At 74.1% G+C, this 15,015-nt stretch carries 9 protein-coding genes, 2 tRNA genes and 1 pseudogene; 6 read left to right on the forward strand and 6 right to left on the reverse strand.

Going from position 1 to position 15,015, the window contains the following annotated elements:
- Together AB0D48_RS02010 and AB0D48_RS02015 are read left to right on the forward strand one after the other, a co-directional pair.
- Positions 1-377, forward strand: a pseudogene (locus tag AB0D48_RS02010) (RNA helicase); the annotation flags it as partial.
- A gap of 194 nt (positions 378-571) precedes the next feature.
- Positions 572-644 (forward strand) — tRNA-Lys (locus AB0D48_RS02015).
- Positions 645-739: 95 nt separating this feature from the next.
- On the opposite strand, the gene AB0D48_RS02020 is transcribed toward AB0D48_RS02015, so the two are convergent.
- On the reverse strand, positions 740-1,996 hold the full coding sequence (locus AB0D48_RS02020; RefSeq protein WP_362389725.1) for a hypothetical protein: 1,257 nt from the start codon (positions 1,994-1,996) through the stop codon (positions 740-742).
- Between the two features lie 325 nt (positions 1,997-2,321).
- On the opposite strand from AB0D48_RS02020, the gene AB0D48_RS02025 reads away from it, so the two are divergent.
- From AB0D48_RS02025 to AB0D48_RS02035, 3 genes are all read left to right on the forward strand, one after another.
- Positions 2,322-2,395, forward strand: a tRNA-Met gene (locus AB0D48_RS02025).
- A 213-nt stretch (positions 2,396-2,608) separates the two neighbouring features.
- Positions 2,609-3,772 carry a PP2C family protein-serine/threonine phosphatase gene (locus tag AB0D48_RS02030; RefSeq protein ID WP_362389783.1) on the forward strand — a complete coding sequence of 388 codons (1,164 nt, stop codon included), beginning with the start codon at positions 2,609-2,611 and terminating at the stop codon, positions 3,770-3,772.
- A 304-nt stretch (positions 3,773-4,076) separates the two neighbouring features.
- A complete protein-coding gene (locus tag AB0D48_RS02035; protein ID WP_362389785.1) occupies positions 4,077-5,117 on the forward strand; it encodes a M23 family metallopeptidase in 1,041 nt (346 codons plus the stop codon).
- On the opposite strand, the gene AB0D48_RS02040 is transcribed toward AB0D48_RS02035, so the two are convergent.
- From AB0D48_RS02040 to AB0D48_RS02055, 4 genes are all read right to left on the reverse strand, one after another.
- Positions 5,026-6,333: a PrsW family intramembrane metalloprotease gene (locus tag AB0D48_RS02040; protein WP_362389787.1), complete on the reverse strand. Its 1,308-nt coding sequence runs from the start codon at positions 6,331-6,333 to the stop codon at positions 5,026-5,028. The two genes, AB0D48_RS02035 and AB0D48_RS02040, sit on opposite strands and share 92 nt — an antisense overlap.
- Before the next feature lie 103 nt (positions 6,334-6,436).
- Positions 6,437-7,183: a tRNA (guanosine(46)-N7)-methyltransferase TrmB gene (trmB, locus tag AB0D48_RS02045; RefSeq protein ID WP_362389789.1), complete on the reverse strand. Its 747-nt coding sequence runs from the start codon at positions 7,181-7,183 to the stop codon at positions 6,437-6,439.
- Positions 7,184-7,679: 496 nt separating this feature from the next.
- Entirely contained in the window at positions 7,680-8,912 is a 1,233-nt protein-coding gene (lhgO, locus tag AB0D48_RS02050) for an L-2-hydroxyglutarate oxidase (protein WP_362389727.1), read from the reverse strand.
- A gap of 30 nt (positions 8,913-8,942) precedes the next feature.
- Complete coding sequence (locus AB0D48_RS02055; protein ID WP_362389729.1) at positions 8,943-10,637, reverse strand: sporulation protein; 1,695 nt, start codon at positions 10,635-10,637, stop codon at positions 8,943-8,945.
- A gap of 602 nt (positions 10,638-11,239) precedes the next feature.
- Between AB0D48_RS02055 and AB0D48_RS02060 the strand changes: the two genes are divergently transcribed.
- Positions 11,240-13,510: an asparagine synthase-related protein gene (locus AB0D48_RS02060; protein WP_362389791.1), complete on the forward strand. Its 2,271-nt coding sequence runs from the start codon at positions 11,240-11,242 to the stop codon at positions 13,508-13,510.
- A 72-nt stretch (positions 13,511-13,582) separates the two neighbouring features.
- Here AB0D48_RS02060 and AB0D48_RS02065 read toward each other — a convergent pair whose 3' ends face one another.
- Positions 13,583-14,884 carry an MFS transporter gene (locus AB0D48_RS02065; RefSeq protein WP_362389732.1) on the reverse strand — a complete coding sequence of 434 codons (1,302 nt, stop codon included), beginning with the start codon at positions 14,882-14,884 and terminating at the stop codon, positions 13,583-13,585.
- Between the last annotated feature and the right edge of the window lie 131 nt (positions 14,885-15,015).

Genomic DNA, 15,015 nt, shown 5'->3' on the forward strand with positions numbered 1-15,015 from the left:
CGTCGGGTGGCTTCCGCTCCGGTGGCGACCGTCCGTCCGGTGGTGGCTTCCGTCGCGACGACCGCCCCTCGGGTGGCTTCAACCGCGATGACCGTGGTGGTGACCGTGGCGGCTTCCGCCGTGACGACCGCCCGTCCGGTGGCTTCAACCGTGACGACCGTCCGTCGGGTGGCTTCCGCTCCGGTGGCGGCGACCGTCCGTTCAACCGCGACCGTCGTGACGACCGTCCGTCCGGTGGCTTCCGCTCCGGCGGCGCCGGCGACCGCCCGTACGGCCGCCGTGACGACCACCGCCCCTCCGGCTCCGGTTCCACCGGCTCCACCGGCTCCTTCGGCGGCCGCCGCGACGACAAGCCGCGCTGGAAGCGCAACGGCTGATCCCAGCCTGAGCTGAACCCCTGACAGGGCCCCCACGACACGGTCGTGGGGGCCCTGTCGCGTGGTCCCCCGGGCGTCGCGGCGCTCGTACCGGCCACGGGCGTGGGCGCGCTGTCGACTCCGACAGGCCGGTCAACCGATACCCGATCGGCTGACGGGCGCGGTCCGGCTATGCTCTGGGGTGAGCACGTGGAGGGCCATTAGCTCAATTGGCAGAGCAGCGGACTTTTAATCCGTTGGTTGTCGGTTCGAGTCCGACATGGCCTACCGCTCGGGGCCGGGGGAGCAACCCCTGCGGCCCGTACGACGAAGCGCCCCACCCGAAGTCATCGGGTGGGGCGCTTCGCTGTGCGGGTGCCGGTTCAGGCGGACAGGCCGCGGCGGCGGCGGGCGCCGAGCCAGGCGGCGGCCGCGCCGAGGGCGACCAGGGCGGCGGCGAGGCCGGCGTACAGGCCGGTGCCCGAGTTGGCGCCGGTGTCGGCGAGGGAGCCGGTGGCCGAACCCGTGGTGGTCACGTTGGTGTTGCCCGCGGCGACGGCGGCCGAGGAGGTGGCCGAGGCCGGCTGCACCGTGGTGGTGGACGGGGTCTTGCCGGGCGTGGTGGACGGGGTCGGGGTGGGCTCCGTCTCCACGATCGGGACCAGCGGGAACTTCACGTAACCGCCGGTGAACGGGACCGTGTTGCCCTTGCTCAGCGAGACCTCGACCTCCATCGTGATGGTGGTCTTCTTCTTGAGCTGGGTGTTCTTGCCCAGGCTGACCCGCAGCGGCAGGGTGCGGATGCCGGAGGCCGCGCCGAAGCCCTTGGGGATCTCGGGCAGCTGGTAGCGGCTGTCCTTGGCCGTCAGGTCCTGCCAGCGTCCGTCGATCATGGCCTGCAGCCGGAAGTCGGCCTTCTCCGTGCCCGGGTGCGTCAGGCTCAGGGTGCTCGACAGGCCGGTGGCGAACGAGCCGTCGCCGGTGGCCTGGTAGTTCAGGTCGTAGTACGCGCGCTGTTCCTGGCCGCCCATGTCGGAGGAGCCCTGCTTGAACGAGGTCTTCAGCGCGCCCGTCTTGATCTGCGGGTCGACCTTGAACACGCGGGAGGCCACGGCGGAGGGGTCCACCGAGGCGTTGTAGCTGGAGGCCCTGAAGTTGAAGTCGCCGTTGTTGGTCGGGTAGTTCGCACCGAGACCGAGGGTGACCTTCCAGGTCATCTTGCCGTTCGCGGGGATGTCGAAGCCGCTCATGCCCTCAGAACCGGAGGCCGCCGGGTAGAACAGGCCCTGCCACTCGCCGTCCTGCTGGCCGACCTGGGACTTGGTCGCCGGGGCGTCCACCGCGTCGACCTTGAAGACGACGTCGTCGCTCTGCAGCGGGCTCGCGCCGGTCGGGTCCAGGAGCATCCACGGCTTGTACGTGACGGCCTTGCCGGTGGGGTTCTTCACCGTGAGGTCGAAGGTCTCGGTGACGCCGCCGCGGGTCAGCGGGCCGTTGGGGACGGGAGTGCCCATCTCCGTACGCAGCACGCGGTGGTCGTCGGTGGCGGGTGCGGCGGACGCGGCGGTGGCCGAGAGCGGCAGCAGAGTGGTGACAACGCCGGCGACGACTGCGATGGCGGCTGCGGTGCGAACGGACATGGTGGACTCCCCCCAGGAATCACAGGGGCATCGGCAGAGCGCCGAGCCGTTGGTGTGGTTGGTGTCGCCCGGCCGGTGCGTTTTCCCCCCTGGCCTTGGCGACAGGTGAATCATCGCCCGGATCCGATCCCGGAACCATCCCCGAAGTGTCACCGGCGTGCAACAGAGATGATCTTCGCCGGCACACCCCGGTCCCGGGCTGGTTCCGGCCCTGTTGGAAGCTCGGTTTCAGGGCTCTGACCTGTGGCGATGTGGGCCGTGGGGGTGTGTCGGCGGTCAATTGGCGAAGGCCTCCCCCCGGATGGCGTAGAGTTGGGTTTACCGACGCGGGGTGGAGCAGCTCGGTAGCTCGCTGGGCTCATAACCCAGAGGTCGTAGGTTCAAATCCTGCCCCCGCTACTCAGTACGAAGGCCCGGTTCCCTTTGGGGAGCCGGGCCTTCGTCGTGTCCCGGTGTCCTTGTGTTCCGGTGTCCCGGACCGGCACCTCACGCTTCGTCACCCGCTCGGCCGTCGCCGGGTAGCCCGCGGGCACCCGTGCCGACAGCCTTGAGGGGCGAGGCGGTGGCGGGCCCGCACCCGTGCGAGCGACCGGGCGGCAGGAAGGCACTGTGGTGGGCGTCGGCAACGGCAACGGCGTCAACGGTGCCGGGAGCGCTGTGGCCCGGCACGTGGTCCGGGCGCTGCCGGGCGCACTGATCGCCCTCGGCCTGGTCTTCGACGTGCTGACCCCGCCCAGCTTCACCGGTTCCCCCTTCTTCTCCGCGGCCCCGCTGATCGCCGCCCCGCTGTTCACCCTCCGCGCCACGGCAGCGACCGGTGCGCTGGCCTCGCTCGCCGTCATCCTGCTGCACATCTACAACGGCACCAGCTGGAAGGTCGAGGCGCTGACCGAGCTGGCCACCGTCCTGACCGTCTCCGGGCTGGCGCTCCTGATCAACCGGGTGGTGCGGCGCAGCGGCAGGCAGCTCGCCTCCGCGCGCGGGATCGCCGAGGCCGCGCAGCGGGCGGTGCTGCCCACGCCCGCCGAACGGATCGGGGGCCTGCACGTCGCCGCCCGGTACGAGGCCGCGCAGGCCGACGCCTTCATCGGCGGTGACCTGTACGCCGTCCAGGAGACCCCGTACGGAGTGCGGCTGGCGGTGGGCGACGTACGGGGCAAGGGGCTGGGGGCGGTGGAGGCCGTGGCGGTGGTCCTCGGGGCGTTCCGGGAGGCGGCGGAGACCGAGCCGACGCTGGAGGCTCTGGCGCAGCGGCTGGAGCGGGCCCTGGCCCGGGAGGGGACCCGGCGCGACAGCCTGGACGTGGTGGAGGGGTTCACGACGTGCGTGCTCGGGGAGATCCCGCCGGGCGCGGGAGCGCTGCGGCTGCTCAACCGGGGCCACCCCGAGCCGCTGCTGCTGTACGCGGACGGGGCGGTGACGGTGCTGGCCCCGGGGGAGCCCGCCCTGCCGCTCGGCCTGGGCGAGCTGGGCGGCCTGCCGGACCGGGCCGAGGAGTGGGCCTTCCCGGCCGGCACCACCCTGCTGCTGTACACCGACGGGCTCACCGAGGCCCGGGACCGGGCGGGGGCCTTCTACGATCCGGCGGACCGGTTGCGCGGGCGGGTCTTCCCAGGGCCGGAGGCGCTGCTCGGCGCGCTCAGCGACGACGTGCGCCGGCATACCGGGGGCGCGGCGACGGACGACATGGCGCTGCTCGCGGTGGGCCGGCCGGGGCAGGGGGAGCCGGATCGGCGGCGGACCGTGCCTGTGGTACGCCGTGATCACGATGCGTAACCGTGTGTGATCGAAAGGATGCTCTCCGCAAGGAGATTGACGGTCCGTCATGCCCGGTGTGTGGCCGGAGAGGTGGGGGAGTCGCTTGATTTTTGCCCGAGTTGGTCCACTTATCGACTGAAAAGGCGTGGCCAAGACCCGTCAGGGAGTGGCCGATTGGTGTGAACGATCAATCGCAACAGCTTGGAATCACTCCCCCGCGTCTATTACCTTTCGATAACGCAGCGCGGTCGTCCCAGCCGTCGCAAGAGACGGCGCCGTGCGCGTGCGCGTCAATGAGGAGTGTGCCCAGGTGGCCTCCAACTTGCCTGCCCCTGAAGGCACAGAGATCCAGGAGCCGCCCACCGCGGGTGCCTGGGGCGAGTGGAATCCCACCGAGGATTCGGTCCGTCCGGTACGCGGCAAGCACCGGGTGGCCAAGCAGCGCGGGGGACTCGCGCGCAGCTCCACCGTGCTGGGCGTAGGCGTCATCGCGGCGGTCGGCGCGAGCGGCATTGCCACCGCGCAGGACCGTCCTCAAGTCGCGATATCCCTGCCGTCGTTGCCCGACCTGCCCGATCTGATGCCCGGCGGCTCCGGCGACGGGATCACCGGGGACGGCGTCCGGCACGCGGACGGCGGCTCCGGGGAGGTGGCCGGGGCGGCCGCGAAGACCGGGATCGTTCCGCAGCAGTCCGACCGGCAGTCCGACGCGGGCGAGTTGCTGCGCAACCGCATCCTCCAGCAGGCCGATTCCCAGCACGCCGCCGCGGCGGCGCAGGCCCGGGCGGAGGCCGAGCGGGTCGCCCGGGAGACCGCCGCCCAGGAGGCCAAGGCCAAGGTGGAGGCCGCGCGCCAGGCGGCCGAGGAGGCCGCGGCGCAGGCCGAGGCGAAGGCGGCGCACGAGGCCGAGGAGGCCCGCAAGGCCGCCGAGGCCAAGGCCGAGCAGGAGCGCGCCGCCGCGACGGCCGGGAGCTACTCCCTGCCCACCTCCGCCTACACCCTCACCTCGCACTACGGGGATTCCGGCTCCATGTGGTCCTCCGGCCACCACACCGGTCTCGACTTCGCCGCTCCCACCGGAACCCCGGCCAAGGCCGTGGCCACCGGGAAGATCACCTCGGCCGGCTGGTCCGGGGCGTACGGCTACCGGATCGTGCTGCAGCTGGAGGACGGTACGGAGGTCTGGTACTGCCACCTCTCCTCGATGTCGGTGACCTCCGGCACGGTCGCGCCCGGCGAGACCATCGGCCGCGTCGGTGCCACGGGCAACGTCACCGGACCCCATCTCCACCTGGAAGTACGCAAGGGCGGTTCGACGACCGACCCGCTGGCGTGGCTGACCTCCAAGGGTCTGGACGTCTAGACGGCCTGGGCGCCGGTACGCCGGCCGGCGCGTCCGCGGCTGCGACGCCGGGGCCCGGCCCGCGGGCCAGGGGGTCGAACCACGGGGGAAGAAGCTCCTCCATGACCGCCGCGCGGGCCAGCGCGGGGCCCGCCGTCGCCCGGCGCTGCCAGAGGCTGTGCAGCAACTCCCGTTCCCGGCCGGCGAAATCCGGTTCGCGCACCGGGCCGCCCCGGCGCGCCCGGTTCCGTAGCAGCGCCAGGGCAGCGGCGTCCGCCTCGTACAGGGCGACCGCCCGCCCGGCGGCCCGGCCCCCGCTGCGCCGGGCCAGGCTGCGGGCCAGTGACCGGGCCGGCATCGAAGCCAGGGCGGGGACCTCGGCCCGGCCGAGCCAGCCGGCGGCGGCGTACACCGCGAGCTCCCCGGCGACGGCCCGCAGACGGCGTCGCCTTATCCGGACCGCGAGCCACAGGAGCAGGCCGAACGCCGGGACCATCACGCAGCCGTAGACCGCGTAGAACCCGTACTCCCCCCACTGGGAGGCGCTGTTCCACAGCGCGTGCATGGTCATGGCGAGCGCCAGGCCGAGGAGTGGCAAACCGATCCTGCGTATCCGGCGGGCGCTGACCGCGGCCGCGCCGAAGCCGAGCCCGGTGAGCACGGTGAAGAGCGGATGCGCGAACGGCGAGAGCACTATCCGGACGAAGAAGGTCGCCGCCGTCACCGAATCCAGGACGCCCGTGCCCTCCGCCACGTCCTCCCCGAAGGCGTTGCCGAGGTAGAGGATGTTCTCGGTGAAGGCGAAGCCGGTGGCGGTGAAGCCGGCCACCACGAAGCCGTCGGCGGGTCCGGTGAAGTGCCGTCTGCGGAAGACGAAGACGAGGAGCAGAGCCGCGGCCTTGGCGCTCTCCTCCACCACCGGGGCGATGGCGACCGAGCCGATGGTGTCGGCGTCGGCGGGGTCGGCCGTGGCCGCGGCTATCCACTGGGTGGCGAAACTGTTGGCCAGTATGGCGATCAGCGCGGCCGTGCAGGCTCCCCAGCCGAAGCAGAACAGCATCTGGACCCAGGGCGCGGGCGCGGCCCGGCCGAGCCACCGGAAGGCCGCCATGAGGGGCGCCACCGGCAGCAGGGCCAGGCCGAGACCTACGAAGAAGCCAGTGGTGCCCGTCTGTTCCCGTACGAGTTCGAGGATCGCGATCCCCGTGCCGGCGAGCAGGACGACGAGCACGCACATGCGGACCGTGCCCGACGGGCGTGCGAGCCGGGCGAGCTGAAGGCGTAGCGCTCGGAACACATGATGACCCTACCGAGCCGGCCTGACACGTGGAGTGACGTTGTCAGTTCTCCGTGCGACGGAAGAGCAAGTCGTGTACGACGTGGCCCTTGTCGAGGCCCTGGCCCTCGAAGCGGGTGAGCGGGCGGAAGCCGGGGCGCGGGGAGTAACCGCCGTCGGGCTGGGTGTTCTCGAAGTCCGGGTGCGCGGTGAGGACTTCGAGCATCTGCTCGGCGTACTGCTCCCAGTCGGTCGCGCAGTGCAGCACGGCCCCGGGCGCCAGGCGGGTGGCGGCCAGGGTGAGGAACTCGGGCTGGATCAGCCGGCGCTTGTGGTGGCGGGCCTTGGGCCACGGGTCCGGGAAGTACACGCGGATCCCCGCAAGGGAGGCGGGCGGCAGCATCTCGCGGAGCAGGATGATCGCGTCACCGTTGGCCACGCGGACGTTGGTGAGGCCGCCCCGCTCGGCGAGGGCGAGGAGGTTGCCCTGGCCGGGGGTGTGCACGTCGGCGGCGAGGATGCCGGTGGTGGGATCGGCGGCGGCCATCTGGGCAGTGGCCTCGCCCATGCCGAAGCCGATCTCCAGGACCACGGGGAGACCGTCGAAGAGGGCCTTGAGGTCGATGACCTCGTGGCCGTCGATGTCCAGGCCCCAGGTGCCCCACAGACGCTTCAGGGCTTCGCCCTGGCCGGTGGTGACCCGGCTGCGCCGGGGCTGGAAGCTCCGGATGCGCCGCTCGTGGTGCGAGCCGGCCGGGTCCGGCGAGGGCCCGTCGGGGAACCGGGGCTCGGTCCGCCACTTGGGAGGCACGTACGAGTTCGCCTCCGGCGCGGCGTCCGGGAGGCTGGGCGACTGGGGGTTCAGGGACTCAGACACAATGCGCTGATTCTACGACGGGGGCCGGGCCCCTGGCGGGGGGCCCGATCCGGCCTCGCTGGCTTCGGAGGCGCGGGGTCCTGGGCGGAGCCCCAGCTCTTCGAGCCGCGCCGGTGTGTGAGGCGCGGGTGGGGGCAGTGTCCGGGGGGTGCTCCGCGCAGCGTCCGCGGGATGCCGGTGTGAGGCACGGCTTCGGGCAGCGTCCGGGGGGTGCTCCGCGCAGCGCCCGCGGGACGCCGGTGTGAGGCGCGGGTGGGGGCAGCGTCCGGGGGATGCTCCGCGCAGCGCCCGCGGGACGCCGGTGTGAGGCACGGCTTCGGGCAGCGTCCGGGGGATGCTCCGCGCAGCGCCCGCGGGATGCCGGTATGTGAGGCGCGGGTCGGGGCGGTGCCCGGGGATGCTCCGCGCAGCGCCGCCGGGCCCGGAGGGGTCAGGACGTGCGGAGCGTGTGGAGGACGCGGGTCGCGATCTCGCGCCCGATCGGGAGCGAAGCGGTCGCGGCCGGGGACGGGGCATTGAGGACGTGCACCGTCCGCGGGGCGTCCCGGATCAGGAAGTCGTCCACCAGCGTCCCGTCCCGCAGCACGGCCTGCGCCCGGACCCCGGCCGCAGCGGGCCGGAGGTCGGCGGCGGTGACGCCCGGCAGCAGGCGCCGCACCGCCCGGGTGAAGGCCTCCTTCGACAGCGAGCGGTGGATCTCGCCCGCTCCGTACCGCCAGTGCCGCGCGGCCATCCGCCAGGATCCCGGCCAGGCCAGCTCAGAGCCGATGTCGCGCGGCCGGACCGTGGACCGGGCGTAGCCCTCGCGGGACAGCGCGGGCACGGCGTTGGGGCCGACGTGGACGCCACCGCCGACGCCCCGGGTCAGGTGGACCCCCAGGAAGGGGAAGGCGGGGTCGGGGACCGGGTAGACCAGCCCGCGCACCAGCTCGGGGCGTGCCAGGTCGTAGTACTCGCCGCGGAAGGGGATGATCCGCATCCCCGGGTCGTCCCCGGCCAGGCGCGCGATCCGGTCGCACTGGAGGCCCGCGCAGTTCACCAGGACCCGGGCCCGGACCACCAGACCGGAGGTCGTGCGCACCGCCACGGCGGAGGGGCGCCGTGAGATCAGGTCCACCGCGCCGCCGTAGACGATCTCCGCGCCCGAGGACTCCGCCAGCTGGGCGGTCACCGTGCCGTAGTCCACGATGCCGGTGCTGGCCACGTGGATCGCGGCCAGGCCCCGCACCTCGGGTTCGTACTCCGCGATCTGGGCCGGACCCAGCTCGCGCACCGGAATGCCGTTCTCCCGGCCCCGCTGGACCAGGGCGTGCAGCCTCGGCAGCTCCTCGCGCTCGGTGGCGACGATCAGCTTGCCCGTCACCTCGTGCGGGATCCCGTGCTCCGCGCAGAACTTGACCATCTCGGCGGCGCCGCGCACCGCGAAGCGCGCCTTGAGCGATCCGGGGCGGTAGTAGATCCCGCTGTGGATCACCCCGCTGTTGCGGCCCGTCTGGTGCCGGGCCGGACCGGTCTCCTTCTCCAGGACCACCACCCTGGTACCCGGGGCCAGGCGCGACAGGGCGTGCGCCGTCGACAGGCCGACGATTCCGCCGCCGATCACCAGCACATCGCAGTCCACGCCACCGCCCACGCTGACACCTCCCACCCCTGCATACTGCACCCCGCCACCGACAATGCGGCCGGACAGGCCCTACGCCGGCGCCACCAGCAGCGGCCGGGCCCGCTCGCGCAGCTCCGCGACGCGCGGTTCGTCCCCGTACGGTTCCAGGCGGTGCAGCAGGTCCCGTACGTATTCGGTCGTGCGCGCCGAGGAGATCCGGCCCGCCACCTCCACCGCCCGGGTGCCCGCCGCGCAGGCCGCGTCGAGGTTGCCCGACTCCAGCTCGGCGACCGCGCTCACCACCAGGCGCAGCCCGTGCGACCGTACGTACTCCTCGGTGGGCCGGGAGAGCGCCTGCTCGGTGAAGCGCCGGACCTGCCGGGGGAGTTTGAGGTCCCGGTAGCATTCCGCCGCATCCGCCGCGAAACGGTCGTACGAGTAGAAACCGAGCCAGGTCGGGTCCGGATCGCCGTCCCGGGCGCGTTCGAGCCAGCCCTCGGCCGCCCGCAGCGCGGCTCCCGCGGCCGCCGAGTCGCCCGCCTTCGCGTGCGCCCGGGCCTCGACGAGGCGGAAGAAGCTCATGGTGCGGGCGGTGGCCAGGCCCCGGTTGCGCTCGACGGCGGCCTGCGCGAGGTCCACTCCCTCGTCCGGGAAGTCCCGGTAGGTCGCCTGCAGGGACATGGAGGCCAGTACGTAACCGCCGAGGGGGACGTCCGCGGCCGCGCGGGAGAGGCGCAGCGCCTGGATGTAGTAGCGCTGGGCCGCCTCCTGCTGGCCGGTGTCGAAGGCCATCCACCCGGCGAGCCGGGTCAGTTCGGCGGTCGCGCCGAACAGCGCGCGGCCCACCTCGTCGGTGTAGGAGCCGAGCAGCAAGGGCGCCGCGTCCACCCGCAGGCACTCGGGCACCATCGACGAACGCCAGTCGCCGCCGCCGTACTTGGAGTCCCAGCGGCGGGCGTCCTCGGCGGCCTCGCGCAGCTTCGTCACATCGCTGTGGCCCACGCGCTGGCCGTGGTCGCGCGGCGTTTCGGGGACGGGCTGGGCGGGCACAACCGTGGACGGTGGAGCGGGCAGGCTGCCGGCCGCGCCTGTCACCGGTCCTGTCGTCGGGCCGGTCGCAGGGCGTGGTGCCGGGCCGGCCGCCGGTCCTGTCGCCGCTGCGTCACGCGGTGGCACGTCCTGAAGCGGGGACGCCTGAACCGGCGACGCCGGAACCGAGTGTGCCTGAACCGAGGGCGTCTGAGCCGGGGCGGTCCCGAGCGAGGGGCTCTGAACCGAAGGGGTCTGAACCGATGTGCGGGAGACCGTCGGCTCGCGTGCCACCGAACCATCGGCGGGAGATATCAGCCAGCGCGAGGCGGGCGTCGCGTACGCCGCCACCGAGAACGAACCGGCGAGCGACTGCCAGATCCCGCCACCACCGCGCCGGCCGGCCAGGTCGAGCCGGTAGAGGTCGGTGGCCGACCGCACAGCCGCGCCCACGTCGCGCGGGAAGGCCAGGCCGACCTCGGGCGCGGGGTCCGCGTCCGCCAGCCCGATCTCGTGCAGTGGTACCGGCCGCCCCAGCTTCGCGCCGATGGCGGCCGCGATCAGGTGCGGGGCGGCGCCCTGCGGCACCATCCCCTTCGACACCCACCTGGCCACCGACGTCTTGTCGTACCGGAGCGTCAGGCCGCGCTGGGCGCCGAGGTCGTTGACCCGCCGGGCCAGCCCGGCGTTGCTGATGCCCGCGAGGGCGAGGACGGCGCCGAGCTTCTCATTGGGCTCGCGGAGCTCCCTGGACATGCGCCACCCCTCGTCACACGCGGAACGCATACGCCGCCGGGGCATAGGCGCCCGGCATTTCGTAAACCCAGCGTAGTTCCCCGCCTCCCAAGCGTTAAGGCCCCGACTTCCGTATGGCGGGATTGTTGTCCGTTTGCACAGTCCGGTCCGGACCCGTACCCGGGGCGCACGTGTCATCGCGTGCTCCGTCCGTGTGGCCGTGCGCCCGCCCGTGCGCTCTGGCCGGTCGGGGGGCCCGGCGATTCGATGTGCGGTGCGTGGGTCGGCCCGCTGCGCGGATCGGGCGGGCCGGGGGATGCCGCTACCTCAATCCCCGCGGGTGGCGGAACGGTCCGGGGGGTGGATTCCGCCTCCCGGACCGCGCCCGCGCACCGGGGGCCGGCGGCCCCCAGCGGCTTTCAGTACGGCCGAAGAATGGCCGAAAGCGACCTATGGGGCGGGTGGAACGGAACGCCAAATACCGCGTGGCGGGGGCGTGTTCGTTTGCATGTGCGCCCCCTTTAACCCTCTCGCACGCCTGTCCCGTGGCAGCATGGACCCGAGCCATCCGGGGTCCCGCCGGCCGCGCCCTCCGCGCCGACCGTGCTGCCCGTGCCCCGGTCATGTGCCCACAGGCTGGGGAGGCGGCGGTGCGCTGGTTGGTGGGTTGGAGCAGTATCGCCGCGAGCTTCGGCACGGCCGGCCGCGTCTCCGGGCAAGGCGTCTCCGGCCAGGGCGGTTACAGCCATGGTGGCTACGGCGAGAACGGCGCGCCCCTGCACGGCGGCATCGCCGACGCCGCCCATCCGGGCGACCCCGGTGTGGACGCCGAGCGCACCGTCCAACCCGTCGGCGCCCAGCTGCTCTGGGGAGACCCCGACCCCCTCTGGGCCGTCGGTGACTGGCGCCCCGACGAGATCCGCACCCTCACCGCCGACCCGGCCGACCCCTTCACCCGGCTCGCCGTACTCGGCTGCTGCGGCGCGACCGACGCCGAACTCCGCCGCGCGCTCTACGCCGCCCGCGGCGGGGCCCTGCGCCACCTCACCCAGTGGCCCGGCAGCTACACCGCCGTCGTCCAGGCCGGCCGCCGGATCACCGTCGTCGGTGACCTCGCGGGCGCGCGCCCCGTCTTCTACACGCCCTGGGCGAGCGGCACGGCGTACGCCACCGCTGCCCTGCCGCTCGCCGACCTCATCGAAGCGCAGCTCGACATCGGCCATCTCGCCGCCCTGCTGGCCTGCCCCGACAGCCCGGAGGCACTGGGCGACGGCACACCGTACGCCGGGGTCCGCCGCATCCCGCCCGGCCACGCGCTCATCCTGCGCGAGGGCTCCCGCGAGATCACCGGCTACGAGGCGGTCGCCTCGCTCGCGGTGGCCGCGCCCGAGGCCGATGCCGACCGCGCGGTGGAGGGCGTACGGGAAGCTTTGGTGGATGCCGTGCGCGCCCGGCTCACGGCGCCCCGGCATGCCCCCGACACGTTGCCGCCGTACGATCCCGGCCCCGTGCCCGGCATGGGCCCCGCCGACCGGCGCGCGGCCCGCGGCGCCCCGGCGCCGGGCGTGGGCGCCGACCTCTCCGGCGGCAGCGCCTCCGCGACCCTGGCCCTGCTGGCGGCCGGCCTGCCGGGAGCCCCGGGCAGTCTGGCCAGTCCCGCGGGGGCCCGGCTGCTGGCGGTCACCTTCAACGACCTGGCCACCCCGCAGGGCCGCGAGCCCGAACTGGAGCGGGCCCGGGCCATCGCGGCCGACCCGCGCCTGCACCACGTGGTGGTGGCCGCCGCCGAGGAGGCCCTCCCGTACGCCGAACTCGACGGCCCGCTCACCGACGAACCCGGCCCCTCCCTGGTCTTCGCCGCCCGCGAGCGGCGCCGGCTGGCCGCCGGCAGCGCCGACCACTTCACCGGCCACGGCGCCCGCCAGGTCCTCGACGCGCACCCGGCCCGCATGGCCGACCTCCTGATGGACCGCCGGCGGCGCCACCTGCTGCGCCCGGTCGCGGCCCTGGCCCGTTCGGCCTCCGCCTCCGGAGCATCCGGGGAGTCCCTGCTGGTGCCGCTCACCGTCTACTCGGCGGCCCGCAGACTTGCCCGTACGTCGTACCGCGCGGGCATGGAAGCCGCCGCGGCCCGGCTCCGCGAGGGCGGGGTCAACGAGCACGTCTCCGGTCCGGTGGACGCTTCCCTCGCCGCCCTGACCTGGTCCCGGCCGGGCCCGGCGGCGGGCTGGCTGACGGGTGAGGCACTGGCGGAAGTATCGATCCGCCTCACGGCCGCCGCCGGCCGCCCCCCGCTGTCACTGCGGCCGGGGGAGGCCCGCGCCCGCGCGCTGCTCGCCCGCCACGCCGCGGACCACCGGGTCTTCGAGCAGGCCGTGGAGGTCCGCAGCCAGCGCCTGCACGCCCCGTTCCTGGACAACCAGGTCGTACGGGCAGCCCGCGCCCTCCCCGAATCCCTGCGCGTCCAGCCCGGGGCCCGGGCCGCGATCCTCCGCAGCGTCCTGTCCTCGGCCGGTGTACGGGAACTCCCGCCGGGCTGGGGCGTCACGGCCCACGCCCCGAACGAGACGGCCACCCGGCTGGGGCTGCGGGGGGCACTGACCGAGCTGCTGTCCCTCTTCGCCTCGCCGCTGCTGGCGGACGCCGGGCTGATCGACGCCCGGGTCGTCCAACGGGCCCTGCTCGACGCGGCGGACGGCCGTCCGGTCCCGCTCGACGGGCTGGCGGAACTCGTCTCGATGGAACTGTGGCTGCACCGCCTCCTGGCCCGTCGCGGCACCTGCTGGACGGGCACCTCCACGGCCCGCCGCCGGGCGGTCCCGGCGCCACCGTCGGACGCGCCACTCGCCCGGCTCGGACCCGGGGGGCCCAGACGGCTGCGCAGCGGCTCGTGACCCGGCGCTCCGCCGGGGATCTGCCGGGGGCCTCCGCGGATCCGCCGGGGACCGCCGGGGACCCGCCGCGGATCAGGCGCTGAGCACCAGGGCGGTCGCGACGGCCGGACCGAAGGCGCCGCCCAGCTGGTAGCAGAGCGTGAACAGGCCGATGGTCGTGGGGCGTTGTGCGTCGGGAGCCGCTGAGGCGGCGTACATCGACAGGACGGCGTTGGCTCCGGTGGCGGCGAACACACCACCCGTCGTGGCGGCCAGCAGCAGCGGCCCCCAGCCCGCGAACGCCGCGAGCACCGCGGCCGTCGTGCCGACCCCGACCAGGACCGCACGTACGGCTGTGCGCCCCATCCGCGCGGAGGCCGCGGCCAGCAGCCAGGACAGCGCCGATCCGGTGAGCAGCGCCACGAGCTGACCGGCCCCGGCCGCGCCCCGGTCCCATCCGGCCCGGTCGGAGAGCAGTCGCGGCACCGCGAACAGCAGGGTGAAGTACGAGCCCGACAGGGCCAGGGCGAGCAGCGCCGAGCCGAGGAAGACGGGCTTGCGCAGGAGCGCGAGCGGCACGAAGCCGTCGGGGCGACGCCGTACGTGCAGGGCGAGTGCCACCGCGACGACGGCCGCGGAGCCCAGCGCGGCCGCCGGGGCCCGGGGAAGCAGGACCAGGGCCGTGGCCAGCACGGTCAGCAGGGCGGCGCCGCGGGCGTCGAGCCTGCCCTGCCCGGGCGCCGGGGCCGTCGCGTACCTGCTCACCGCGGGCACCGCCAGCAGCGCGATCACCGACACGGAGAGCGAGAGCCGCCACGACACGGTGTGCGAGAGCTGGGCGCCGAGGAGCGGGCCGGTCGCGCCGAGCATCCCGAAGCCCGCGCTGATGACGCCCATCCGGCGGGCCGAGCCGGCCAGGCTCATCGCGGCCGCCACGAGGCCGGCGCCGCCCGCCGCCTGCGCGGCCCGGCCGAGGAGGGTCAGCGGCAGCCAGGGGGAGGCGGCGACGAGGAGGGTGCCGCCCAGGAGGAGGGCGCTGCCCAGCCGCAGGGCCGGGCGCAGGCCCCGGCGGCGGAGCAGTCCCGCCAGTAGCGGCGTACCGACGGCCATGGCCCAGGCGAAGGAGGCGACGAGCCAGGCGGCGGTGGAGGTGGCCACGCCGAGGGAGCGGGCCATGTCGGGAAGGATCAGTACGGGGGCGTTGGCGCCGGCGGCCACGGGGGTGGCCAGCAGGGCCAGCCAGAAGACGGGGACGCGGACGGGGCTGGGGCTGGGATGTGGGCCGGCGCTCGGGTCGGGGCCGGGGCCGGGGCCGGGGCTGAGGTCCGGGCCCGGCCCGGGGCTGGAGCTGCGGGTGGGTGCGGCGGCAGCAGGGGCGGCGGTGGTCGTGGTCATGGCGGGCCTGCTCCATCCATCTCAAGCTTCAGAATCTCAACGTTAAGATAAAAACACCCGGTCTTCTCAACGTCAAGTGTCTCAACGTTGAGATATTCTTCAGGGCGGCGGGCAGGACGGCCGGAGCGGAC

Source organism: Streptomyces sp. NPDC048269, from assembly GCF_040652395.1.
In the GTDB taxonomy this organism is placed as follows: domain Bacteria; phylum Actinomycetota; class Actinomycetes; order Streptomycetales; family Streptomycetaceae; genus Streptomyces.

What these genes read in the sequence shown, in the direction of transcription:
- AB0D48_RS02020 (WP_362389725.1), bottom strand. Translation starts at nt 1,996, where the DNA reads ATGTCCGTTCGCACCGCAGCCGCCATCGCAGTCGTCGCCGGCGTTGTC.
- AB0D48_RS02055 (WP_362389729.1), bottom strand. Translation starts at nt 10,637, where the DNA reads ATGTCCAGGGAGCTCCGCGAGCCCAATGAGAAGCTCGGCGCCGTCCTC.
- AB0D48_RS02065 (WP_362389732.1), bottom strand. Translation starts at nt 14,884, where the DNA reads ATGACCACGACCACCGCCGCCCCTGCTGCCGCCGCACCCACCCGCAGC.
- AB0D48_RS02060 (WP_362389791.1), top strand. Translation starts at nt 11,240, where the DNA reads ATGTGCCCACAGGCTGGGGAGGCGGCGGTGCGCTGGTTGGTGGGTTGG.
- AB0D48_RS02040 (WP_362389787.1), bottom strand. Translation starts at nt 6,333, where the DNA reads ATGTGCGTGCTCGTCGTCCTGCTCGCCGGCACGGGGATCGCGATCCTC.